At 72.7% G+C, this 23309-nt stretch carries 17 protein-coding genes; 8 read left to right on the top strand and 9 right to left on the bottom strand.

Features of this window, described 5'->3' with window-relative positions; all coding sequences use genetic code 11:
- Positions 1–67: 67 nt before the first annotated feature.
- Genes ABIA38_RS37195 through ABIA38_RS37185 form a run of 3 tightly spaced genes read left to right on the top strand, consistent with a single transcriptional unit; the run spans position 68 to position 9103 of the window.
- A complete protein-coding gene (locus ABIA38_RS37195; RefSeq protein ID WP_424643393.1) occupies positions 68–7408 on the top strand; it encodes an amino acid adenylation domain-containing protein in 7341 nt (2446 codons plus the stop codon).
- On the top strand, positions 7401–7616 hold the full coding sequence (locus ABIA38_RS37190) for an MbtH family protein (protein WP_424643392.1): 216 nt from the start codon (positions 7401–7403) through the stop codon (positions 7614–7616). Before ABIA38_RS37195 ends, ABIA38_RS37190 begins: the two co-directional genes overlap by 8 nt.
- Positions 7613–9103, top strand: coding sequence for a DHA2 family efflux MFS transporter permease subunit (locus ABIA38_RS37185; protein ID WP_424643391.1), 1491 nt, complete (start codon positions 7613–7615; stop codon positions 9101–9103). The genes ABIA38_RS37190 and ABIA38_RS37185 overlap by 4 nt, the downstream gene beginning before the upstream one ends.
- Here the strand turns inward: ABIA38_RS37185 and fes are convergent.
- A complete protein-coding gene (fes, locus tag ABIA38_RS37180; RefSeq protein WP_424643390.1) occupies positions 9089–10306 on the bottom strand; it encodes an enterochelin esterase in 1218 nt (405 codons plus the stop codon). The genes ABIA38_RS37185 and fes overlap by 15 nt on opposite strands.
- A 90-nt stretch (positions 10307–10396) precedes the next feature.
- Entirely contained in the window at positions 10397–11419 is a 1023-nt protein-coding gene (locus tag ABIA38_RS37175; protein WP_424643389.1) for an ABC transporter substrate-binding protein, read from the bottom strand.
- A gap of 253 nt (positions 11420–11672) precedes the next feature.
- Between ABIA38_RS37175 and ABIA38_RS37170 the strand changes: the two genes are divergently transcribed.
- Complete coding sequence (locus ABIA38_RS37170) at positions 11673–12602, top strand: S1 family peptidase (RefSeq protein WP_424643388.1); 930 nt, start codon at positions 11673–11675, stop codon at positions 12600–12602.
- Between the two features lie 10 nt (positions 12603–12612).
- Here ABIA38_RS37170 and ABIA38_RS37165 read toward each other — a convergent pair whose 3' ends face one another.
- The 4 genes from ABIA38_RS37165 to ABIA38_RS37150 all read right to left on the bottom strand — a co-directional run bounded on the left by ABIA38_RS37165 (position 12613) and on the right by ABIA38_RS37150 (position 14458).
- Entirely contained in the window at positions 12613–13095 is a 483-nt protein-coding gene (locus ABIA38_RS37165) for a peroxiredoxin (RefSeq protein ID WP_424643387.1), read from the bottom strand.
- Positions 13096–13162: 67 nt separating this feature from the next.
- A complete protein-coding gene (locus ABIA38_RS37160; RefSeq protein ID WP_424643386.1) occupies positions 13163–13597 on the bottom strand; it encodes a DUF5360 family protein in 435 nt (144 codons plus the stop codon).
- Positions 13590–13922 (bottom strand): DMT family transporter, encoded by a 333-nt coding sequence (locus tag ABIA38_RS37155; protein WP_424643385.1) that lies wholly within the window; start codon positions 13920–13922, stop codon positions 13590–13592. Before ABIA38_RS37155 ends, ABIA38_RS37160 begins: the two co-directional genes overlap by 8 nt.
- Positions 13919–14458, bottom strand: coding sequence for a TetR/AcrR family transcriptional regulator (locus tag ABIA38_RS37150; RefSeq protein ID WP_424643384.1), 540 nt, complete (start codon positions 14456–14458; stop codon positions 13919–13921). Before ABIA38_RS37150 ends, ABIA38_RS37155 begins: the two co-directional genes overlap by 4 nt.
- 314 nt (positions 14459–14772) lie before the next feature.
- Here ABIA38_RS37150 and ABIA38_RS37145 point away from each other — a divergent pair, with 314 nt between their 5' ends.
- Both ABIA38_RS37145 and ABIA38_RS37140 read left to right on the top strand, forming a co-directional pair.
- On the top strand, positions 14773–16305 hold the full coding sequence (locus tag ABIA38_RS37145; RefSeq protein ID WP_424643383.1) for an ArnT family glycosyltransferase: 1533 nt from the start codon (positions 14773–14775) through the stop codon (positions 16303–16305).
- A gap of 70 nt (positions 16306–16375) precedes the next feature.
- Positions 16376–17107, top strand: coding sequence for a GntR family transcriptional regulator (locus ABIA38_RS37140; protein ID WP_424643382.1), 732 nt, complete (start codon positions 16376–16378; stop codon positions 17105–17107).
- Between the two features lie 27 nt (positions 17108–17134).
- On the opposite strand, the gene ABIA38_RS37135 is transcribed toward ABIA38_RS37140, so the two are convergent.
- Complete coding sequence (locus ABIA38_RS37135; protein WP_424643381.1) at positions 17135–17959, bottom strand: GntR family transcriptional regulator; 825 nt, start codon at positions 17957–17959, stop codon at positions 17135–17137.
- A 465-nt stretch (positions 17960–18424) separates the two neighbouring features.
- On the opposite strand from ABIA38_RS37135, the gene ABIA38_RS37130 reads away from it, so the two are divergent.
- Both ABIA38_RS37130 and ABIA38_RS37125 read left to right on the top strand, forming a co-directional pair.
- Positions 18425–20383 (top strand): hypothetical protein, encoded by a 1959-nt coding sequence (locus ABIA38_RS37130; protein ID WP_424643380.1) that lies wholly within the window; start codon positions 18425–18427, stop codon positions 20381–20383.
- Positions 20384–20503: 120 nt separating this feature from the next.
- Positions 20504–21145 (top strand): TetR/AcrR family transcriptional regulator, encoded by a 642-nt coding sequence (locus ABIA38_RS37125; protein WP_424643379.1) that lies wholly within the window; start codon positions 20504–20506, stop codon positions 21143–21145.
- A gap of 94 nt (positions 21146–21239) precedes the next feature.
- On the opposite strand, the gene ABIA38_RS37120 is transcribed toward ABIA38_RS37125, so the two are convergent.
- Positions 21240–22001 (bottom strand): 3-hydroxyacyl-CoA dehydrogenase, encoded by a 762-nt coding sequence (locus ABIA38_RS37120; RefSeq protein WP_424643378.1) that lies wholly within the window; start codon positions 21999–22001, stop codon positions 21240–21242.
- Between the two features lie 58 nt (positions 22002–22059).
- Entirely contained in the window at positions 22060–23238 is a 1179-nt protein-coding gene (locus tag ABIA38_RS37115) for a thiolase family protein (RefSeq protein ID WP_424643377.1), read from the bottom strand.
- Positions 23239–23309 lie beyond the last annotated feature (71 nt).

Here is a 23309-nt window from a genome sequence, read left to right as displayed (position 1 = left end):
ACTTCTGCATGTGCCGGGGATCGGTACGTGCCGCCTGCCGTCGTCGCGTCTCGGGAGTCTGCACACCATGCCTCATCACCAGGCCGAGATCACCGTCCCGAACCCCACCGCAGCAGCAACCGCGGCCACACCAACGGCCACGGCCACGGCCACAGCCACAACCGCAGCCCCGAACAGCGTCCCCGCCCGACTGCCGCTGCTGGCCGCGCAGGCCGGGATCCACTACGCGCAGGCGCTGACCCCCGACGACCCGGAGTACAACACCGCCGACCGCGTCGAGATCCGTGGCCCACTCGACGCCGACCTGTTCGAGCGTGCTCTGCGCCAGGTCGGCGCCGAGGCCGAGACGCTGCGTCTGCTGGTCACGACCGGAGCCGACGGCACGCCGAGCCAGTCGGTCGCCGAGGACCCCCGAAGCCATGAACACCCCATCCACCGCTTCGACTTGCGCTCGACCCCCGATCCGGAGGCCCGGGCCGAAGCCTGGCTGCGGGCCGACCTCGACCGGCCCGTGGACCTCGCCACCGGGCCCCTGGTCACCCACGCGCTGTTCCGCCTCGGCGACGACCGGCACTGGTGGTATCGGCGCGTCCATCACATCGCGGTGGATGCGTACGCACTGACCCTGATCGGCCGCCGCGTCGCCGAGTTGTACACCACGTTCGTCGCCCATGACCGGCCCACTCCCAACCCCTTCGGCACCCTGCGCGACCTGGTCGCGGAGGAGATCGACTACCGAGGGAGCGAAGCGTACGACACCGATCGGGCATTCTGGCTGGAACATCTCGCGGACCGCCCCCGATCCGTGACCTTGTCCCGCATACCGCCGGACCGGAAGGACCCGGTGGCCACGCGGGCCGCATCGAACCCGCCGGCCACGACCCCGACTCCCGCCCCCCGCCCCCCGATCCTCCGCCGCAGCCGCGAACTCACCCCGGCGCACACCGCCCACCTCACCGAGGCCGCCGAGATCGCTCGCGCCACCTGGGCCGAGTTGCTGATCGCCGCCACGGCCGGCTATCTGCACCGGGCCACCGGCGCCCGGGAGATCGTGCTCGGCCTGCCGCTGCTCAACCGGCGCAGTCCCACCGCGCTGCGCACCCCGGCGATGACGGTCAACATCCTGCCGCTCCGCATTCCGGTCCAACCCCGGGACACCGCGCCGGCGTTGCTTCGCCGGGTCGTCCTCGAACTGCGCGCGGTCCGCCGCCATCAGCGCTTTCGCCAGGAGGACCTGCTCCGCGAACTCGGCGCCGCCGGCCGCGAACAGCCGCTCTACGGACCGATGGTCAACATCAAGGCGTTCGAGGGCGAGCTACACCTCGGCGAAGCGGTCGGCCGGGTGCACAACCTGGCCGCCGGTCCGGTCGACGACCTGGCCGTGGGGGTGGCCCCAACCCCCGCCGGCGGTCTGCGGATCGAGCTCGACGCCCATCCCGCCCGCTACCGCGCGGCCGATCTCGCCGCCCACGAACTGGGCCTGCTGCGCTACCTGGACGCGCTCGCCACCCTCCTGCACGAGGCGCCGGACCGACCCATCGCCCGGATCGACCTGCTCACCCCGGCCGAGATCCACCAGGCCACCGCGGGCCGCACCGAACCGCCGATCAGCCAAACCCTCCCCGAGCTGTTCACCCGACAGGCCACCGACACCCCCGCCGCCATCGCCGTCCGCGCCGGCATCGACACCCGTACCTTCGCCGAGGTCGAATCCGCCGCCAACCGGCTCGCCCACGAACTGATCGCGGTCGGCGTCACCGCCGAAGTCCCGGTCGCGATCGCGCTGCCCCGCAGCGCGGACACCGCCGTCGCCCTGCTCGCCGTACTCAAGGCGGGCGGCGTCTGCCAGTTCCTCGATCTCGGCCACCCGGCCCGGCGGATCACCGACGTCCTGACCGACACCCGCCCCGGCTGCCTGATCGGCACCGCCGAAGCCCTCGCCGGCCTGCCGCCGCACGGGCTGCGCGCCGTGGTCCTGGACGCTCCGAGCACCCGCGCCCGACTCGCCACGCACCCGGACCGGGCGCCGCGCGCGCCGCGCCCGGAGCAGGCCGCCTACGTGATCCACACCTCCGGCTCGACCGGGCGGCCCAAGGGCGTCGCGGTCACCCACGCCTCGCTCGCCAATCTGCACGCGAGCCACGGCACCGACCACATCACGCCCGCCGTCGAGCGCACCGGCCGCGACCGGCTGCGGATCGGGCACAGCGCGTCGTTCGCGTTCGACGCGTCCTGGGACCCGATCCTGTGGCTGACCCACGGTCACGAACTGCACCTGCTCGACGACGCGACCTACCGCGACTCGAGCGCCCTGGTCGGCTACGTGCACGAACACCGCCTCGACTACCTGGACGTCACCCCCACCTACGCCGAAGCCCTGCTCGCCGAGGGCCTGTTGGCGCCCGATCGGCACCACCCGGCGATCCTGGTCGTCGGCGGCGAAAGCGTCCCGGCCGCGCTGTGGCAGCGACTGGCCGCGACCCCGGGCAGCCGGCCGCTCAATCTGTACGGGCCCACCGAGACCACCGTGGACGCCTACTTCTGGGGCCCGGACGGTACCGGCCGCCCGGTCCGCGGCTCGCGCGCCTACGTTCTGGACTCCTCGCTGCGCCCCACCCCGGTCGGCGTCACCGGCGAATTGCACGTGGCCGGCGCCTGCCTGGCCCGGGGCTACCCGGGTCGGCCCGAGCTGACCGCCGAGCGCTTCGTCGCCGACCCGTTCGGCGCCACCCACGGGGATCCGGGCGGGCGGATGTACCGCACCGGCGACCTGGCCCGCCGCCGCGCCGACGGCACGCTCGAACTGCTCGGGCGGGCCGACGAGCAGGTCAAGATCCGCGGCTTCCGGATCGAACCCGGGGAGATCCAGGCGGTGTTGGCCGCACACCCCGAGGTGGCCCAGGCCGCGGTGATCGCCCGCGACGGCACCCACGGCAAACGGCTGCTCGGCTACGCCGTCCCGGTCGAGGGCCGCACCCCGAGTCCCGAAACGTTGCGCGCCCATCTGGCCGGGCAACTCCCCGAGCACCTCGTCCCGGCCGCGATCCTCGTCCTGCCCGCGCTCCCGCGCACCGCCAACGACAAGATCGACCACCGTGCGCTGCCGGATCCCACGCCGCGGGCGCCCGGGCTACACGAGGGCCCGCGTGGGTTGCCCGAGGAGATGATGTGCGATCTGTTCGCGGCCGTGCTGGGACTGCCGGAACAGCCTTCCCGAGACGCCGACTTCTTCGACCTGGGCGGCCACTCGCTGCTGGCCGCCCGACTTGCTGCCCGGGCCCGGGAGAGCTTCGAGGCGCCGATCGGGCTGGCCGACGTCTTCCGCCGCCCGACCCCGGCGGCTCTGGCCGAACTGGTCCAGGGCCGACCGCAACACGAGCCGCAGCACGAACCCCGCCCCGCGCTCACCCCGATGCCGCGCACCACCGACCGGCTGCCGCTGTCCTCCGCCCAGCGCCGCCTGTGGTTCATGTACCGGCTCGAAGGCCCCAGCCCCACCTACAACATCCCACTCGTCCTGACCCTGACCGGCCCGATCGACCGAACCGCGCTCGAACTCGCGCTCACCGACCTGGTCGAGCGCCACGAGACGCTGCGCACGGTCTACCCGGTGCTCGACGACGAGCCGTACCAGCACATCCTGACGATCGATCAGGCCCGACCCGAGCTGCACTCGGCGCCCGCCGACGCGACGCTCACCGACGTCGTCCGGCACCGCTTCGACCTCGCCGTCGAACCGCCGCTGCGCGGCACGCTGTTCACCGCCGGCGAGGACAACCACACGCTGGTCCTGCTGCTCCACCACATAGCCGGCGACGGTGCCTCCACCACCCCGCTCGCCCGCGACCTGGCCACCGCCTACAGCGCGCGCTGCGCCGGGCGCGATCCCCGGTTCACCCCGCTCCCGATCCGCTACACCGACCATGTCGCCTGGCAGGAAAGGCTGTTGGGCGAGCCGGAGCAACCCACGCCCCGGGCCGCCCGCCAACTCGACTTCTGGAAGCACACCCTCGCCGGCCTGCCGGACGAACTCGCCCTCCCCACCGACCGTCCCCGCCCCCGGGTCGCCTCGACGGCGGGCGACACCGTGCCGTTCCACCTCGACGCGACGGCCCATGCCCGGCTCGCCGAACTCGCCCGCGCGAGCGGGACGTCCGTGTTCACCGCCGTGCAGGCCGGACTCGCCGCGCTGCTCGCCCGGCACGGGTGCGGTACGGACATCCCGCTGGGCACACCCGTCGCGGGCCGCGACGACGACGCCACGGCCGATCTGGTCGGCTTCTTCGTCAACACCCTGGTGTTGCGCGCCGACACGTCCGGCTCCCCGAGCTTTCGCACGCTGCTCGACCGGGTACGCACCGCGACACTCGCCGCCTACGACCACGCGGACGTCCCGTTCGACCGGGTCGTGGAGGAGGCGAACCCGCCACGCTCGCTCGCCCGACACCCGCTGTTCCAGGTGCTGATCGCGTGGCAGTCGCTGCCCGACACGGAGTTCGCACTCGGCCCGCTGACCGCCCGGATGGTCGCGGTGCCGTCCGGAACCGCCAAGTTCGACCTGACCCTCAACGTGGGCGAGCAACCGGGCCGGGGCATCGGCGGTTTCCTGGAGTTCCGTACCGACCTGTTCGACCGGGCCGGCGCGCTGGGCCTGGCCCGCCGGCTCGCCGCGCTGCTCACCGCCGCCGTGGCCGACCCGGACACCCCGATCGACCGACTGCCGCTGCTCGACGAGGCCGAGCGACACCGCGCGTTGGTGGAATGGAACGCCGGGCCGACCGCGACCGCGACCCCCTCGACCACCCTGGTGGCCCGCTACGAGCGGGCCGCCCGCGCGCATCCCGCGCGGATCGCGGTCAGTTGCGCGGGTCTTTCGCTCAGCTACGCCGAACTCTCCGCCCGGGCCAACCGCCTGGCCCGCCTCCTGGTGACGCGCGACATCGGTCCCGGCGACATCGTCGCACTCGCCCTGCCGCGCTCCCCCGAACTGGTCGTCGCACTCCTCGCGGTCGCCAAGGCCGGCGCCGCCTATCTGCCGCTGGACCCGGACTACCCGGCCGATCGGCTCGCCTACATGCTCGACGACGCGGCACCCGCCGCGCTGCTCACCGACTCGGCGACGGCCCGCCGACTGCCCGCACACGACCTGCCGCGGATCTTTGTGGACGGCAAGGACGCGGACGCCCACCCGAGTTCGGACCTGGGCCAGGATCAGCGCAAGCGCCCGCTGCGGGCCAATGATCCGGCCTATGTGATCTACACCTCCGGGTCCACCGGCCGACCCAAGGGTGTGCCGGTCACCCACCACAACGTGGCCCGGCTGTTCACCGCCACGGACCACTGGTTCGGCTTCGGCCCGGACGACGTCTGGACGTTGTTCCACTCCTACGCGTTCGACTTCTCGGTCTGGGAGTTGTGGGGCGCACTGCTGTTCGGCGGTCGGCTCGTCGTGGTGCCGCACCTGGTCAGCCGCGACCCGGCCGAGTTCCTCGACCTGCTCGCCCGGGAACGGGTCACCGTGCTCAACCAGACGCCGTCCGCGTTCCATCAACTGGTGGCCGCCGACCGGGATCGTCCCGGACGCGAACTCGCGTTGCGCTACGTGGTGTTCGGCGGCGAGGCGCTGGAACCGGCGCGGCTGGCCGACTGGTACGAGCGGCACGCCGACGACGCACCGCGCCTGGTGAACATGTACGGGATCACCGAGACCACCGTGCATGTCACCCATCATGCGCTGGACCGCGAATCGGCCGCCGCCGGCGCGGCGAGCACGATCGGGGTGAACATCCCCGATCTGCGTGTCTACGTGCTGGACCACCGGCTCGAACCGGCCCCGCCGGGGGTGATCGGCGAGATGTACGTCGCGGGCGAGGGCCTGGCCCGCGGCTACCTGGGTCGACCCGCGCTGACCGCCGAGCGGTTCGTCGCCGACCCACACGCGGCCCGGTTCGGCGAACAGGGATCGCGGATGTATCGTTCCGGCGACCTGGCCCGGCGCCGCGCCGACGGCACCCTCGACTACCTCGGCCGCGCCGACCAGCAGGTCAAGATCCGCGGCTTCCGGGTCGAACTCGGCGAAATCGAGGCGGTGTTGGCCGCCCATCCGGCGGTCGCGGACGCGGCCGTGGTGCTGCGCGAGGACACCCCCGGCGATCAACGGCTCGTCGGCTACGCGGTGGCCGCCCCCGACACCGACCCGGTCGCGCTGCGTACCCACACCGCCGAGACCCTGCCGGTGCACATGGTGCCGTCGGCCGTGGTGGTGCTCGACCGGCTGCCGCTGACCGCGAACGGCAAGCTGGACCGCAAGGTGTTGCCGCGCCCCGAGCCCACCGCCGCCGCGACCCCGGGCCGGGTGCCGAGCGGGCCGCGCGAGCAACAACTGTGCGCACTGATCGCCGATGTCCTCGGCGTGCCCCGAGTCGGCGTGGACGACGACTTCTTCGCCCTCGGCGGCCATTCGCTGCTCGCGGTCCGCCTGGCCGGCCGGATCAAGGCCGCCCTCGGCGTGGACGTCGGGATCGGCACCATCTTCCAGGCACCCACCGCCGCCGGTCTGCACGCCGCGCTGAGCGCGGCCGACCACGGCGGCGATGCGCTGGACGTATTGCTCCCGCTGCGGGCGGCGGGCGCGCGGACGCCGGTGTTCTGCGTACATCCCGCCGGCGGCCTGTCCTGGTGCTATGCGGGTCTGATCCGGCATCTGCCCACGGGGGTACCGCTGTTCGGCCTCCAGGCGCAGGGCGTCGGCCCGGCCACCGCCGGCGAGCCGCTGCCCGGCACGCTGGAGGAGTTGGCCGCGCACTATGTGGACCGGTTGCGCGAGGTGCGGCCGGACGGTCCGTACCGCCTGCTCGGCTGGTCCACCGGCGGGATCATCGCGCACGCGATGGCCACCCGACTCCAGGAGCTGGGCCAGGATGTCGAGTTGCTGGCGATACTGGACGCCTATCCGGCCGAGGGTTTTCGCGAACTGCCCGTGCCGGACCACGGCGAAGCCCTCGATGCGCTCCTGACGATGGGCGGCTACGGGCCGGAGAGTCTGGCCGGCGCGCCGCTCGAACTCGACGAGGTGATCGCGGTGTTGCGCCGCGAGGGCAGTCCGCTGGCCGGTCTGGACCCGACCGCCGTCGAGGCGCTCAACGACATCTATCTCAACACCAATCACCTGGTCCGCGCCTTCGACCATCGGGTCTTCCGCGGCGATGTGCTGTTCTTCCGGGCCACCGTGGACACCATCGACGAGACCCTCACGCCCGACACCTGGGCGCCGTACGTGTCCGGCCGGATCGACACGACGAACGTGGCCTGTTCGCACAAGGACATGACCCTGCCCGGCCCGATCGCGCAGATCGCGCGTGTGGTCGTGGACCGCCTCATCGAGCTGGAGACCGACTCCCATGAGTAATCGCGACCGCGAGAGCCCGACCAACCCCTTCGACGACGCGGACGGCTCGTTCCTGGTCCTGGTGAACGGTCTCGGGCAACACTCCCTGTGGCCCGAGTTCGCCGCCGTACCGGCCGGCTGGTCGCTCGCACACGGGCCGTGCGCGCGCCCGGACGCGCTGGACTGGATCACCGTGCACTGGACCGACCTCAGCCCGGCCGCCCGATGACCGGGGAGGCATCGGCCCCTGCCGCCGCTCCCCCGGCAACCGCCGGCCGGGCCGGTTCCACGCTGATCGTGGTGCTCGTCTACACCGCCGCGATGTGCATGAACGGCCTGGACTCGACGATCGTCAACCCGGCCCTGCTGACCATCGCGGACGACTTCGACCAACCGGCGGTCGCCGCCAACACGGTGGAGATCGCCTTCCTGGTCGCGCTGGTCGCCGCCCTGCCGGTGGCGGGTCGGCTGAGCGACCGGTTCGGCACCAAGCGGATCTTCCTGGGCTCACTCGCCGTCTTCACCGTCGCTTCCGCCGCGTGCGGTCTGTCCCGGGACCTGGTCTCGCTGGTCCTGGCCCGGGTGGTCCAGGGCCTGGCGGGCGGACTGTTGACGCCGGTCGGGATGACCATCCTGTTCACCGCATTCGCCCCACATGAGCGGATGCGGTTGGCCAAGTGGCTGATCGTGCCGACCGCGCTGATGCCCGCACTCGGTCCGCCGCTGGGCGGCTTCCTGACCGAACACCTGTCCTGGCATTGGTTGTTCCTGGTCAATGTGCCGATCGGGACGGCCGCCGTGCTGCTCGGCGTGTTCGGGCTGCGTGAGCATCGGGCGGGCGCGGTCGGGCCGTTCGACCGGGCCGGCTTCCTGCTCACCACGCCGACCCTGGGGTTGCTCACCTACGCACTCGGCTTCGGGCCGTCCCAGGGCTGGAGCTCGCCGCCCATCGCGATCAGCGGACTACTCGGGCTCGGCCTCCTTGTCGCCGCGATCGTGCATCAACTTCGGGTCCCGGAGCCGCTGTTGCGGTTGCGGCTGCTGGCCGACCGCACCTTCGGCGCGGCCGGCGCGCTCGCCCTGCTCACCTCGGCCGGGCTGATGGGCGTGTTGTTCGTCTTCCCGCTGCTGTATCAGGCGGCGCTCGGCGCCTCGGCGTTGGACGCGGGTCTCGGTGTCTTCCCGGAGGCGATCGGGCTGATGTTCGCCTCGCAGGTGGTGGACCGACTGTTGCCCCGGCTCGGCCCACGGCTGCTGACCGCACCCGCGCTGCTTCTGGCCGCGCTGGTGTTCGCCGCACTGGCGCTGCCGGGGGTGGCCGAACACGCCTGGGCGGTACGGGTGTTGATGTTCTGTGTCGGGCTGATCCTGGGCACCGCCGTGTTGACCGTGCAGATCGCCGGGTTCGGTGACATCGGGCCGCCCGAACTGGGCCACGCCATGGCCCTGTTCACGATCGTGCGCACACTGGGCGGTTCGCTCGGGATCGCCGCGGGCGCCGCGGTGATCGAGGCGGGCGGCGGGTCGAGCGGGCACGACACGAGCGCACCCGGGCCGTACCGCGCGGCGATCTGGGTCACCGCCGTGCTGGTCGCCCTGGGCGCGCTGTGCGCGCTGCGTCTGCCGCGCGAGGCACCGGCCGCACCGCCGTTCGACGACGAGGCGGGCCCGGAGGCCGAACTGCCCAGCCCCGCCGGCGCGTCAATGCCCGGCTGAGAGCAGCTCGACGAGTCCGCCGGCGAGCCCGCCGCGCCAACAGGCGTAGTCGTGGCCGCCGGCGAACTCGGTATAGGTGAGCGGGTAGCCGCGCGCGAGCAGCACGTCGCGCAGCCGCCGATTCTCCGCGACCAGCATCCATTCCAGCAGACCGACCTCGAGGTGCAGGCGGATCGGCAGCGCGTCGACGGCGGCGAATCGCCGGGTCAGCCACTCCGGGCCGTCGTTGCCCTCGTCCGGGTCGGGCCACCAGAACGAGCCCGACTGGGACAACACGTTGCCGAACCGGTCCGGCCGATGCAGGGCGGCGAACGCGGCGGTCAGCCCGCCCGCGCTCTGCCCGGCGATCACGGTATGCGCGGGATCCCCGCTCGCGCCGTGCCGGCCGCCGGCCCAGGGCAGCAGCACATCGGCGAGCCAGTCCACGAACGGCTCGCTACAGGTGAGGTCGGCCATCCGCCGATCCCGGCCCATCGTGTCCACGAGCAGTGCGACGGTGGGCGGTATCCGGCCCTCGGCATGCAGGTTGTCCAGCGTGTCGCCGACCGCGAGCACCGACCCCCACACCTCGCCGTCGAGCAACACGGCGACCCGGTACGGCTGTTGTCCCCCGCCCGGCGGCAGCAGCACGCTCACCCGCCGACCGTCCACCGTGGTGTCCACACGCGCCCCGCGCGGTATTCCCGGCCGGCGCCGCACCCACGGTTGGGCGGGCGCGGCGGGCAGGGCCAGCACCGAGGCCGGGTTGCGCCCGTCGCGGGCGGCCAACGTGGGCGCGTGGTTGTACGGATCGGGCACCGCCGCGTCCAACACGCCCAGCCACCCGACCCGATCGGTGCGCAACGTCTGCTCGCGCGGCCCGGTACCGACGAAGAACTGGTACGACGCGCGCAGTTCGACGGGCAATCGGTGGGTGATCGCCCACACGTCCGTCCCGGGCACCCGGCGCATCAGATGCGGCGTCAGATCGCCCGCGTGCCGATCCCGGTCGGTGAACGTGTGCAGCAGGGTGAGCACATCGGCGGCGGGCGCGGCCGGATCGTCCCGCCAGACGAAGGTGACCAGGCACTGCCCGGGATCGGCCGGATCCGGCTCGACCAGCGGTGCGCCCACCGACTCGACCCGGGCCCAGAACTCGGCGCCGGCGTCCGGCCGACCGGCGGCGACCGCCTCGGTCAGCGCGTGCAGGATCGGAGTGTGCATCGCAGTCGCTCTCTGTGCGAAGGGGAACCGGGTCGGCCGCGCGGCGGACCCGGCTGCCGAGGCCGGGCCCGCCGCACCGATGACGCCGGGTCAGGAGGTGGCGGACAGTGCCTTGTTCAGGTCGCCGAGCACCACGTCGGCGGCCAGCGGCCCGCCGCGCGTGGACCACACCGAACCGTCCACCGTGACCACGTGCTTCTTCTGCACCGCGGTCAACTCCTTGAAGGCCGGCTTGTCCTGGACCTCCTTCAGCGCGCTCGCCCCGTCCGAGGTGAGCGTGCCCAGGAACAGCCAGTCGCCGTCGATCTCGGAGATCTTCTCCAGGCTCAGCGCGGGAGCGTGCGCGTTGCCGTCCTTGTCCTGCGACTTGGGCCGGGTCAGCCCCATGTCGAGCGCGACACCACTCGCGAACTGGCGCTTCTCCATCCAGCTCGGCCCGTTCGGATTCCAGCGCACGATGCTCACCGCCGCACCCTTGTTCACGGTCAGGTCCGCGCCGGTCTTCTTGGCCTTGGCCTCGTAGTCGGTGATCACCTTGTTGGCCTGGTCCAGCTTGTTGACCGCGTTGCCGATGCCCCGGAAGGACAACTTCCAGTCGTCGGTGGGCGCCATCGTGACCAGCGTCGCCGGGGTGATCTTGCGCAGTTGCTTGAGCACCTGCTCGTCCTGCATGTCGCCGGCCAGGATCAGGTCCGGCTTGGCCGCGATCACCTTGTCCATCACCGGCTGGAGCAGGTTGCCGACCACCTCTATGCCCTTGACCTTGTCGGCGAGGTAGGCGGGCGGCTTGTCCAGGCCCTGGCCGTTGGTGATGCCGACCGGCTTGACGCCGAGCGCGAGCACCGCGTCCAGGTCCTCCTGGGTGAGCACCACGACCCGCTTGGGGTTGGCCGGTACCTGGATCGCGGTGCCGACCGCGTCCTTGATCGTGCGCGTACCGCCGCCCGCGTCGCCGCCGGTCGCCGAGGTCCCCGGCGCGGCGGGCTTGTCGGCGGACTTCGAGTCGGAGTCGGATCCGCACCCGGTGAGCAGCAGGCCGGCCGCCCCCGCCACGGCGAGCAGCCGAACCGCGCGCCGCCGGGCGGTCGCGAGCGAGTGATGAGAACTGGGCATGTGGGGCTCCGGGCACGAGAACGGACGGGGGCCGGGCACGGCACGACCCCCACGGCTTCGCCTTAGGTTAGCCTTACCTTCCCCACTTCACGCAAGGTGGTCCGCACCGGCGCCGAGTCGGCCGAGGCCGGCGGGTTCGCCGAGGCCGCGAGGCCCACCGAGGTTGCCGACCGGGCGATCCCGGCCGCCCGTTCGGGTGATCCGGCCGCGGTTGACGAGCCTGCGCCCGGTCGCGGTCCGTACGGTGCCTGGTATGAAGCGGACCACCGTGACGCGTTCGATGTTGTCGATGGCCGCAGCGGCCGTTCTCGTACTGACCACGGCCGGCGCCCCGGCCACCGCCGGCCCGCCCGCCGCCCGTTCCGGCGGCGGCGCCTGCCTGCTCGACCGGTTGGACCAACTGCGCACCCTGCAAGGCCGCTTGGATGGGCTCGCCCGGAACGGCCGGGCCGGGCACGGCCAATACTGGTACATCGATCACGAACGCTGCACGCTCACCCTGGCCACGCTGCGCGGCGCCGGCGACCCGATCACCACGGCATTCCTGAACACCGCCCGCCTGTTGCCCGCGCTGGTCCAAATCGTCGAACTCGACACGGCGATCGAACCGAGGGTGGCCCGGGCACCCGCCGCCGCGCCCGGCTCGCGAGCGCGCCGCTTCCACGGCGGCAGCAAGCTGTACAGCGGGCGCACCGGCATGGTCTACGTCTGCACCGCCGGCTTCAACGGCTACCGGCCCAACACGGTAGGCACCGCGGGCCATTGCGCGCACGACGCGTCCACCTGGTACGACGGCACCGGCGCCCTCGTCGGCACCGTCGACCAGGCCCGCTACCCGGGCGCCGACTGGGCGACCATCGCGCCCGCCGACGGCCTGACCCTGGCCCCCGACATCGTCGACGGCCGGGCCACCACCACGATCACCGCCTTCGGTCGCCTCCACCTGAACGACCGGGTCTGCGGTACGGGTGCCAGCAGCGGCACCCGGTGCGGCATCATCGACGCCACCGACGTGACCGTCAACTACGGCGACGGCCCGGTCACCGGCCTGGCCCGAAGCACCCAGTCCGGCGCGGCCGGCGACTCCGGCGGCCCGGTGCACATCGGTCACACCGGCGTCGGCCTGATCAGCGGCGGCCCGGCCGACGGCGCCCCGACGTTCGTGCAACCGCTGGACTTCTGAATCCCGCTGCTCAGCCGCGCAGCAGTTCGAGCTGCGCGGTAAGCGTGTCGACACCCCGGTAGGTCAGCCCGACCAGGGCCACATGCTTCCAGCGCAGGACACCCTCCGCGTCGACGATGAAGATCGATCGACGCAGCGCGCTGCTGCCCAGGCCGATGCCGTAGGACTCGACCACCTTGTGGTCGGGGTCGGCGAGCAGCGGCATCCGCAGGTTGTGCTTGCGGGCGAACTTCTCGTGGCTGTCCAGGTCTTGCGGGCTGATCCCCCAGACCACCGCGTCGAGATCGGTGAACTGTTCGAACCCGGCGGAGTACGAGCACAGTTGCCTGGTACAGACGGCCGTGTCGTCGCCGGGGTAGAAGGCGAGCACGACCGGTCGGCCGCGCTGCGCCGACAGGGTGAGTGGTGTGCGAACCGCCTCGCCGTCGGTCAGCCGTACCGCTTCGAGGGTGAAGTCCGGTGCCGGGGCGCCGATCTCGGGGGTCTTGGACACGTCGTGGTCTCCTCGGCGAGGCGGGTTCGCGAATGTACGGCCGAATGTGCGGCGGAACGTGACGACGTTACCGCCGTGGCTCGCCGATCCGGCGGACCAGGAGGGTGATCGCGGGCAGCGGGAACAGCAGCAGGAACAGGTTCGGCAGCCACCACTCGACGGCGAAGTCGCCGCGCAGCGCCCAGAACACGATCGCCTGCAACCCGGCGGTGGCGGTCAGCACGAGTGAGATCAACATCAGCGGCTCGCCGTTCCCCGCCCGCCGGCGCAGCCGCAATGCGGCCAGTCCGGTCACACTCGCGGCAAGGTCGAGCAGGACGAACGAGTAGTTCCAGTCGCTCATCACCGGATCGTCGTAGTCCTTGTATGCGTATTCGGCCGGGATCAGCGCGAACAGCGTGACCGCCCAGTAGACCAGGAAACCCACGTCGGCGACGGTCATCGAGATCCGGGTGAAGCACATCAGGTCGGCGCCGCGCGTATGGGTGGACACGCTAGTCATGGGTGATTCCTCCGCACAGGTAGAGCACGGCCACCCCGACCACGACCAGGGTCATGCCGAACAGGGTGGCCGGACGGACCGGTTCGTCGTACAGCAGGGCGCCGCCGACCAGCGCGCCGACGGTGCCCAGGCCGGACCAGATCGCGTACACCGGACCGACATCGAGCGTCTTGAGGGCTTGGGCGAGCAGCACGAAGGCGAGCAGGTAGCCGACCGCGACGGCCACGCTCGGGGCGATCCTGGTCAGCCCGTTCGAGGCGCGCAGCGCGAGGGTCGCGGTGACCTCGGCGACGATCGCGCCGCCGACCAGGACGGCCGCGATCATGTCGCGCCGCCGTGGGTGCGGACCAACTCGACCAGCAGCGCGCGCAGCGTGGTGTGCGCGGTGTCGTGTGGGACGCCCAGGTCGAGCAGCCGGGCCGCCCACCAGCCGTCCACGGCCATCCGGACCAGGTCGGCGACCGCCGGGTCCAGGCCGTCCGCGGCCAGCCGCTGCTGCCAGCGCGCGTAGCGTTCGCGCAGGGCGCCCAGTACGTCCGGGCCGCCGGCCGCGGCGAGCAGCGCGAGCGGGACCTGGTCGATGCCGCTGCGGTCCCCGGTCGGCGACTGTGGCGGGATGCTCGCGTCCAGCCAGGCGAGGGCGAACGCGCCGGGCGGGGCGTCCGGTTCGGGCAGCACCGCCTCGAAGCGGTCGGCGAGCCGCTCGACCACGCCGCGCACCAGGTCCTGCTTGCTCGGGAAGTGGTGCAGCAGGCCGCCCTTGCTGACGCCGGCCTCCTTGGCCACCGCGTCGAGGCGAACCGCCTCGACGCCGTCGCGCACCAGAATCCGCTCCACCGCGTCCAGTAGTCGATCGCGCATCCGCGCGCCCCCTGTCCCCGCTCGGGATCAGCCCATCCCATCCGCCCGGACCGTCCGGACGGTCGGGAGCGACGATAGCAGCACAACCCGCCCGCGCAACCGGCTGTCGGCGGCCCGATCCACCCGCCGGGCCGCATCCAGCACCGGCGCCCAACCGAGCATCCGGTGGGCCGATTTCGGCCATCGTGTCGGCAACCGGACATCTCGCGGTGCGCCGCGTCGGCGCACGGGGTCGTGATGCGCCAATCCGACTTGTTGTCCGTATCGCGCGCGAGTCTCTCCCGTACCGCCCGTCGATCCGGCACCATGACGTAATGAGCCGTGTGGACAAAGGCACATCGACCGAACCGATGCTGCCCGCACCGCCGCCGCGCGCCCTGCCGCCCCTGGCCAAAGGGCCGATCGCGCTGATCATGATCGCGGTCTTCACCGTGCAGGCGGCGCTGTCCTCGCGCTACGGCTTCCATCGCGACGAGTTGTACTTCGTGGTGGCCGGCCGCCATCTCGCCTGGGGCTACGTCGATCAGCCGCCGCTCACCCCGTTACTGGCCCGCGCCTCCGGTGAGCTGTTCGGGGACCAGCCGCAGGACTTGCGGATATTCGCCGCCCTCGCGTGCGCCGCGACCGTGCTTGTCGTCGCAGCCATAGCACGCGAGTTCGGTACCGGGCGGGCCGGTCAGGTGCTCGCGGCGGCCTGCGCGGCCGGCTCCGGGATCGTGCTCGGCGTGGGCCACCTGTGGTCCACCGCGACGCTGGACATCGTCGCCTGGTTGCTGGTCGCGTGGGCCCTGCTGCGCCTGTTGCGCACCGGCGACGACCGCTGGTGGCTCGCGGTGGGCGCGGCGGTCGGCGGCGCGATGCTCAACAAGTACCTGGTCGGCTATCTCGTCGTCGCGCTGCTCGTCGGCCTGCTCGCGGTCGGCCCCCGGGACCTCCTGCGCGGCGGCCGGCTCTACGCCGGGGTCGCGATCGCGGCACTGCTGAGCGCGCCCGGGCTGCTGTGGCAGGCCACCCACGGCTGGCCGCAGTTCACCGTCGCCGGCGGGATCAGCACGGACGACGGCACGACCAACCGGATCATGTTCGTCCCGCTGCAAATCGCCTACCTGTCACCACTGTTCGTACCCATCTGGGTGGCCGGCGGGCGGCGCCTGTGGCGCTCGCCCGAGCTGGCCTGGGCGCGCTCGATAGTGCCGGGATACGCGGTGTTGTGCGTGCTGGTAATCGCCTCCGGCGGCAAGCCGTACTACGCGTTGCCGCTGCTGCTTGTGCTGGTGGCGGCGGGCTGCGAGCCGATCGTGCAGACGATCGCGAGTCGGCCCGCCCGGCGGGTGCAAATGGGTTCGACGCTCGTGGTGGCCACGCTGATCAGCGCGCTGCTGGCGTTGCCGCTGCTGCCGGCCGGCTCGGTGAACGCGGTGATCGACATCAATCCCGAACAGGGCGAGCAGATCGGCTGGCCGGAACTGGCCGACGCGGCGGCGGTGGCCTGGGCCCGGATCCCGCCCGAACAGCGGGCCCGGGCCGTGCTGTTCGCGGGCAACTACGGCGAGGCGGGCGCACTGGACCGGTACGGCCGGCCGCGCGGGCTGCCCAAGCCCTACTCGGGGCACATGTCCTTCGCCGACTGGGGCCCGCCGCCGGATCGCGCGAACGGCCCGATCGTGGTGGTCCGCGAGGGCGAAGTCACCGCGCGCTTCCAGGGCTTCGTCGACTGTCACCTGGTCACCCGGGTTGACAACGGCAAGGGCGTGGACAACGAGGAACAGCACGCGGTCGTCGAACTGTGCGCGGGCACCTCGAAGCCGTGGTCCCGGCTGTGGCCGGACCTGCGGCACTTCTACTGACCGGCGGATGCACCGCAAGGGCCCGCCCGTTCGCGATACCCGGCACGGCGACGCGGCATCGAGGAGAGTCATGGCGCAGGCGAGTCCACCCGGCTACCGCACCGGCGGCGAGGGGCGGCCGGGATCGATGACCGGTTCGGCGTACCGGGAGATCCGCCGCCGAGTGTTGCACCTGGAGCTGACCCCGGGCGCCCGGTTCACCGAGAAGGCGGTGGCCGAGGAGTTGGGCATGAGCAAGACGCCGGTACACGAGGCACTCGCGCTGCTCGCCGAGGACGGCTTCGTCGAGGTGATCCCGCGCAGCGGCTACCGCGTCTCCCGGGTCACCCTGCGCTCCGCCCGCGAACTGTTCGATCTGCACCGGGTACTGGCCCGGGATGCCTCGGCGGCGGTGGCCCGGCGGGCGGACCGGGTCGGCCCGGTGCTGGCCCGCGAGGGCGCGTGGGTGCGCATCCCGGTCCCGGTGGCCGGCCCCGACGCGTGGCTGGACCGGTACACCCGACTACATCTGGTCATCGCCGACCTGGCCGGCAATCGACACCTGCGCCGGGCCCTCGGCGGCACGCTGCACGCCCACCACCGCCTGCTGCGCCTGTGCGTCGCCCCGGACGGGCCGCACCTGCGCACGATCGCCGGCGACGACACCCCTTTACTCGACGCCCTTGCCGCGCACGACCCGCAGGCGGCCGGCCACGCGGCACACACCCGCCTCACCGGGTGCCGCGACCGGGTACTCGACATCCTCCTGTCCCACGAGGCCCTCCTGGACGTGAACCTGACCGGCCACCCGGCCGGGGGCTGACGGCCCGGCCCGGGCGGGACGTCGAGCTCACCGGCCCATCGCCCCGAGGGCGAGCGCCGCGCCGCCGGGGCGGCCGTTGCCCGGCCGGGGGTGCAGGCGGCCCAGGTCCAGGTCCAGCAGTTCGTTCTCGATCGGGAGATCGGCGGGCCGGCCGGCGGTGTCCGGCCGGCCCAGGTACGCGCGGGCCGCCGGCGTCAGGGCCGCCGACAGCGCCGCGCCCAGGGCCCGGATGTCGGCCTCGACGGCGGTCGCCGCGGCCTCGGGGTCGGCCGCCGCCAGCGCGGCCGGCAACGCCCCGGGGTCGGCGACCGGCCGACACGGGCGGCCGAGCGCGGCGGCCAGGCGCAGGTGCCGCAGTTGGTGGCGCAGTACGTACTCCTCCACCTCGGCCGCCCGCGAATTGCCCGCCCGCTCGGCGAGCACCGCACCCCACCCGAGCCGCACGATCGCCGCCGGCGGCACCCCCGCCCCCGGCTCGCCCACCGCGCGCCACCACGCGGCCGCCGCCGCGTCCAACCCGCGCGCGTCCGCCGCACCCCGCCACCCCAGCGCGGCCAGGCGGGCCGGCAACGGCTCGACGGACAGCCGCAGTTCGACCACCTCGCGGATGTCGCGCAGGGTCACCGGCATGACCAGGTAGCCCGAGTGCGGCGCGACCGCGACCAGGCTCTCGTGGGTGAGCAGATTCAGCGCCTCGCGCACCGGCGTCTTGCCCAGGTCCAGCGCGGCGGCCAGATCGCCCTCGTTGAAGACCGTGCCCGGCGGCATCTCCAGGCGCAGGATGCGCCCTCGGATCAGTTCCCGGGCAAGGACGGTCCGGCTCTTCGGGCGCGCTGTCGGGCTCGGCGTCATGTCCGGATTCTGCCCCGGCTCCGATGGTGCGCGGTTCGGCCCGGGGAACCGGCGCAGACCGGCAAGTCGGCCCGGCGACCGCTCGGCCCGACGCGCGACCCGCGCATCGACCCCGACCTGGGCGGGACCATGCTCGACCGGTGGGCCTAATATCTCAGAGAGCCGAGTCGGCGACAACGAGCCGAAGGCCCGTCGCCGCCGGATGGGGCCCACCACGTGGGGCCTTTGCCGGCGCCGGGGCCGGCTCCTGCGATGATCCTCGCGACGAGGAAGGTGGTTTCGGATGACCCGCGCGGCCCGCACGCCGACCCACGCCCGGGCCCACGCCGGTCCGCTCCTCGATCCGCCTCGTCCACCGCGCAACCGGGCCTACCATCGGAACCGTGTCGAAGGCTCCACCGACCGCATCCGCGAGCCGCACCCGCACGCCACCCCCTCGGGACGAACGACCTTGGACATCGACATATGACCGCGTCGCAACACACCCGATCCGTATCCCCCGTCACGCTCCTGAACGAATGGCACGAGCGCACCGACGGGGCCGCCCTGCACGAGGCCCTGTTCCTGGCCCCGGCCGTCGACCTGCCCTTCCTGGAGCGGGTGGCCGTACCCCTGGCCCGCGACCTCTCCGCCCGCGTGGCGATCCTCGGGGACGCCGCACAGGAGGCGCACGACCCGAGCGAGGTGCGCGGCGCCGGCCGGGACTACCTCTACGCGCCCACCGTGTGTCCGAACGGCCTGCGCGCCAAGCTGGTCGTGTTGCTCGGGGAGCACGCGTGTCGGATCGCGATCGGCGGCGGCAACCCCGCGCTGCCCGGGTGGGAGGACGCGGACCGGCTGTGGACCGTGGTCGAGACCGAGGACGACACGTCCAACGCCCTGCTCGCCGACGTCGCGGACTGGCTGGACAAGCTGCCGGACCTGGCGGCGGTGGCGATGGCGCCGTGGGCCGGCGAGTACCTGCGCGAGATCGCCGGGCTGCTGACCGAGCGGCACATCATGGCCGAGGAGACCCCGGGGCCCGAGGCCCGACTGCTCGACAACCTGGACCGCCCGCTGCTGGCCCAGGTACCGGCCGGTCCGGTGGACGAGTTGCACCTGTACGCACCGACCGTGGACCCGACCGGCGAGACGCTCCGCGCCCTGATCGCGCACCTGTCCCCGGCACGGGTACGGCTCGGCCTGCACGAGAACTGGGCCGGCTACGACAGCGCGCTCCTGCGCTCGGTGCTCGGCGGTCGCCCGGCCGAGGTGCTGGTGCTGCCCGAACAGCGGCTGGTACACGGCCGGTTCGCCCAGTGGCGGATCGGCGAACACTGGTACGCGCTGACCGGCGGCGCCGAGCTGACCCCGGCCGGCTTCGCGAGTGCGGGCGGCGCGCTCGACCTCGCGGTCCGCACGGCCGGCGGCCCGGTCCAGTTGCTCGCCGAGGGCCGGACCACCACGCCCGCCGGGCTGGACGCGCTGCGCGGTGTGGCGGCCGGCGCCGAACTCGTGCTGCTCGGCGCCCGGGCGGACGGCACGGGCCTGCACGTGGTCCTGGCCGGCCCCGAGCGCGAACCGGTCACGGTGAGCACCTCGGGCGACGGATCACCGGGCTCGTGGCGGGAGTTGGGCACGATCCCGAGCGGTACGACGAACGCGACCTTCCCACCGGCGGCCGGCCAGGGCCCGGCGGTCCGAGCAAGCGTCACGCGGGCCGACGGCACGGTGGTGCACTCGACGGCGGCCTTCGCGTACAGCCCGGCGGCGGCGTCCAGACGCAGCGACCGGCGGACGACGGCTGCCCCGACACCCGCGCCCGCGACGCCAGCAGCCGTACCGCCCGCCGCCGCACCCCGCCCGGCACCCACGCCGGTCACGACGCCGAAGCCTGCCCCTAGGCCCACTGCGGCCCCCGCACCCACACCACCCCCGCCGCCGCTGTACGTCCCCGACCCGATCCCCTCCCCCACCCCCACCGCCGTCGCCTCGCTCGCCGAGGACAGCCCCTACGCCGACGCGATCGAGGAGTTCGCCGCGCACGGCTGGGTGGCCGGGATCGAGGACGGGATCTGGCGGATCACCGGCTCGTTCGGCAACCCGGTCCCGATCGCGGCGGTGGCCGCGACCCGCCTCGCCCAGTACGGCGAGCCGGTGCTGATCCAGGCCGGGAACGAGCGCCGCTGGGCGTTCATGGCCTGGCACGCGCCGGACCTGACGCTGCTGAACTGGCCGGCCCGGAACTGGCGCAGCTACCAGATACGTCCGCCGGCCGACCCCGAGTCCCGCTTCCGCGGCGGCGACCTGGCGAGCGTCCCGGGCCGGGTGGGCCCGCTCAACCGCCAGATCGGCGACCCGCCGCCGGCCCTGCTGCGGGTACTCGACGAGGTGGGCATCGGCTTCGCCGAACTGGTCAAGACCCTCCAGGAGATCGGCGGCTGAGCGCAGCGGCCGACCCGACCACCGTGCTCGGGTCGGCCGCGGCCGTCGGATCCCGAACGAACGATCGTTACAATTCGGATGCCGACACATACCCATCCGCGGAATCAGGAGCCGGATCCTATGGCGGAGCCACTCGCGGCGGATCTGCGCGTCGACGGTCACACCGACTGGCGCGACTACGAACCGCTGCTGCTGCCGCCGATCCTGGCCGCGTCCCTCGCCGCGTTCGACGAGCACGGCTACCACGGCACGACGGTCCGCGACATCGCCCGACGCGTAGGCGTAACCGTCCCGGCCCTCTACTACCACTACCAGAACAAGCAGGCGCTCCTGGTCGAACTCCTCATCGGCTCGATGAACGCCGCCCTGGGCCGCTGCCGAGGCGCCCTCGCCGAAGCCGACGACACCCCCACCGCGCGCTTCGCCGCACTGGTCGAATGCATCGTCCTGTACATGGCCAACCGCGCCCCGCTGGCTTTCCTGGACACCGAAATGCGCAGCCTGGAACCGGAGAACCGGGCCCGCTACGTGGCCATGCGCGACGAACTCGAAGCCCTGATGCACGATGCCGTCCGAGACGGCGTGAAACTGGGCGAGTTCACCACCCCATACCCGGTGGACGCCGGCCGAGCAGTCCTGACCTGCTGCCAGGCGGTAGCCAACTGGTACCGCCCCACAGGCCCGTTGACCCCGCGACAAATCGCCATGCGCTACGTAAAAATCTCCCTGGCAACGGTGGGCCACAACCCGGCCGAGGGGTAACCCCACGGCGGCTGAACCAAACCTCAGCCCGGCCGGCGTTTGAGGCGAACAGCCCGGCCGGCGTTTGAGGCCGAGCCCGGCCGGCGAATGAGGCCTACTTCGGCGCCATCCTGATCGCGCCGTCGAGCCGAATCACCTCACCGTTGAGCATCTGGTTCTCCACGATGTGCGCCACCAACGCCGCATACTCCGCCGGCCGCCCCAACCGACTCGGATGAGGAACCTGCGCTCCCAGCGAGGCACGCGCGGCCTCCGGCAACGACCCCAGCAGCGGCGTCTCGAACAACCCGGGCGCGATCGTCATCACCCGCACCGCCATCCCGGCCAGGTCCCGCGCGACCGGCAGCGTCATCGCCGCGATCCCGCCCTTGGACGCGCTGTACGCCGCCTGCCCGATCTGCCCGTCGAACGCCGCCACGGAGGCGGTGTTCACGATCACGCCGCGTTCCCCGTCCACCGGCTCGTGCCCGACCATCCGCTCCGCGGCCAGCCGCAACACGTTGAACGTGCCGATCAGGTTGATGTTGACCACGCGCGTGAACACGTCCAGCGGAAAGACGCCCTTGCGCCCCACCGTGCGCGCCGCGTTTGCGACACCCGCGCAGTTCACCGTGATCGCCAGCGTCCCGTTCGCGTCCGCCGCGTCCACCGCCGCCCGGACCTCGTCCTCGCGGGTGACGTCACCGGCCACGAACACGGCCCGCTCGCCCAGCCGTTCGGCCACCTCCTTGCCGGCTGACGAGGGCAGGTCGAAGAGCACGACCGAGGCGCCCTTCGCTACGAGCAGTTCGGCGGTGGCCAGGCCCAGGCCCGACGCCCCGCCCGTGACCAGGGCGGTGGTGCCGTCGATGCGCATCTACATCTCTCCGTACTGAATCGATCCGAGTCGGAACCAGAAAGGAACCACAAAGAACTCAAAGGCGTTCGATGATCATCGCATTGGCCATCCCGCCGCCCTCGCACATCGTCTGCAACCCGTACCGCCCACCGGTGGACTCCAGCACGCCGAGCAGCGTGCTCAACAACCGCCCGCCCGATGCCCCCAACGGGTGCCCGATCGCGATCGCCCCACCCCGCCGGTTCACCTTCTCCGGGTCCGCGCCCAGCTCCGCCGCCCAGGCCAACGGCACCGGCGCGAATGCCTCGTTGACCTCGAACGCGTCGATGTCGTCGATCGTCAGCCCGCCCCGCTCGAGCACCTTGCGGGTGGCCGGGATGATCCCGGTCAGCATCAGCAGCGGGTCGTCGCCGGTGACCGCGAACGCGTGGAACCGGGCCCGCGGGGTCAGCCCGAGCGCGTTCGCCCGCTCCTCGCTCATGATCAGCGCGGCGGACGCGCCATCGGTGAGCGGCGACGAGTTGCCCGGCGTGATCCGCCAGTCGATCTCCGGGAAGCGCGCGCCCATGCCCTCGTCGACGAACGCGGGCTTGAGCCCGGCCAGTCCCTCCTCCGAGGTGGTCGGCCGTACCGTCTCGTCCACCCGGTGTTCGCCGCCCTCCACCACGATCGGCACGATCTCCCGATCGAAGGCGCCCGCCGCCGCGGCCGCCGCGGCGAGTCGGTGCGAGCGGGCGGAGAACCGGTCGAGCGTCTCCCGGTCCAGGTGCCACCGGGCCGCGATCAACTCGGCCGAATAGCCCTGCGGGATCAACCCCTCGGGGTAACGCTTGCCCAGGAGTTCGCCGAACGGGTTCCCGCCCCTCGACGCGAAGCCCATCGGCACCCGGCTCATCGACTCGACGCCGGCCGAGATCACGATGTCGTACGCGCCGGCGATCACCCCCTGCGCGGCGAAGTGCGTGGCCTGCTGGCTGGATCCGCACTGCCGGTCCACCGTCGTCGCCGGCACGCTCTCCGGGAATCCGGCGGCCAGTACCGCGTTGCGCGCGATGTTGAGCGACTGGTCGCCGGCCTGCCCCACGCAACCCGCGATCACGTCCTCGACCAGGGCCGGATCCAGCCCGTTGCGCTCGACCAGGGCGCGCAGCGTGTGGGCGAGCAGGTCGACCGGGTGGGTGGCGGACAGCGCGCCGCCCGGCTTGCCCTTGCCGGAGGCGGTGCGTACGGCGTCCACGACGACGGCTGTGGTCATTGGGTTTCGTCTCCTTCGAGTGCCGCGAAGGCCGGCGGAACCGGCACACCGCGCCCACCGCGCCCCCGCCC

Origin of the sequence: Embleya sp. AB8, from assembly GCF_049739465.1 — a bacterium.
GTDB lineage: Bacteria > Actinomycetota > Actinomycetes > Streptomycetales > Streptomycetaceae > Embleya.
The sequence above is the reverse complement of the archived record's forward strand: the minus strand, read 5'-3'. Positions and strand labels throughout refer to the sequence as shown.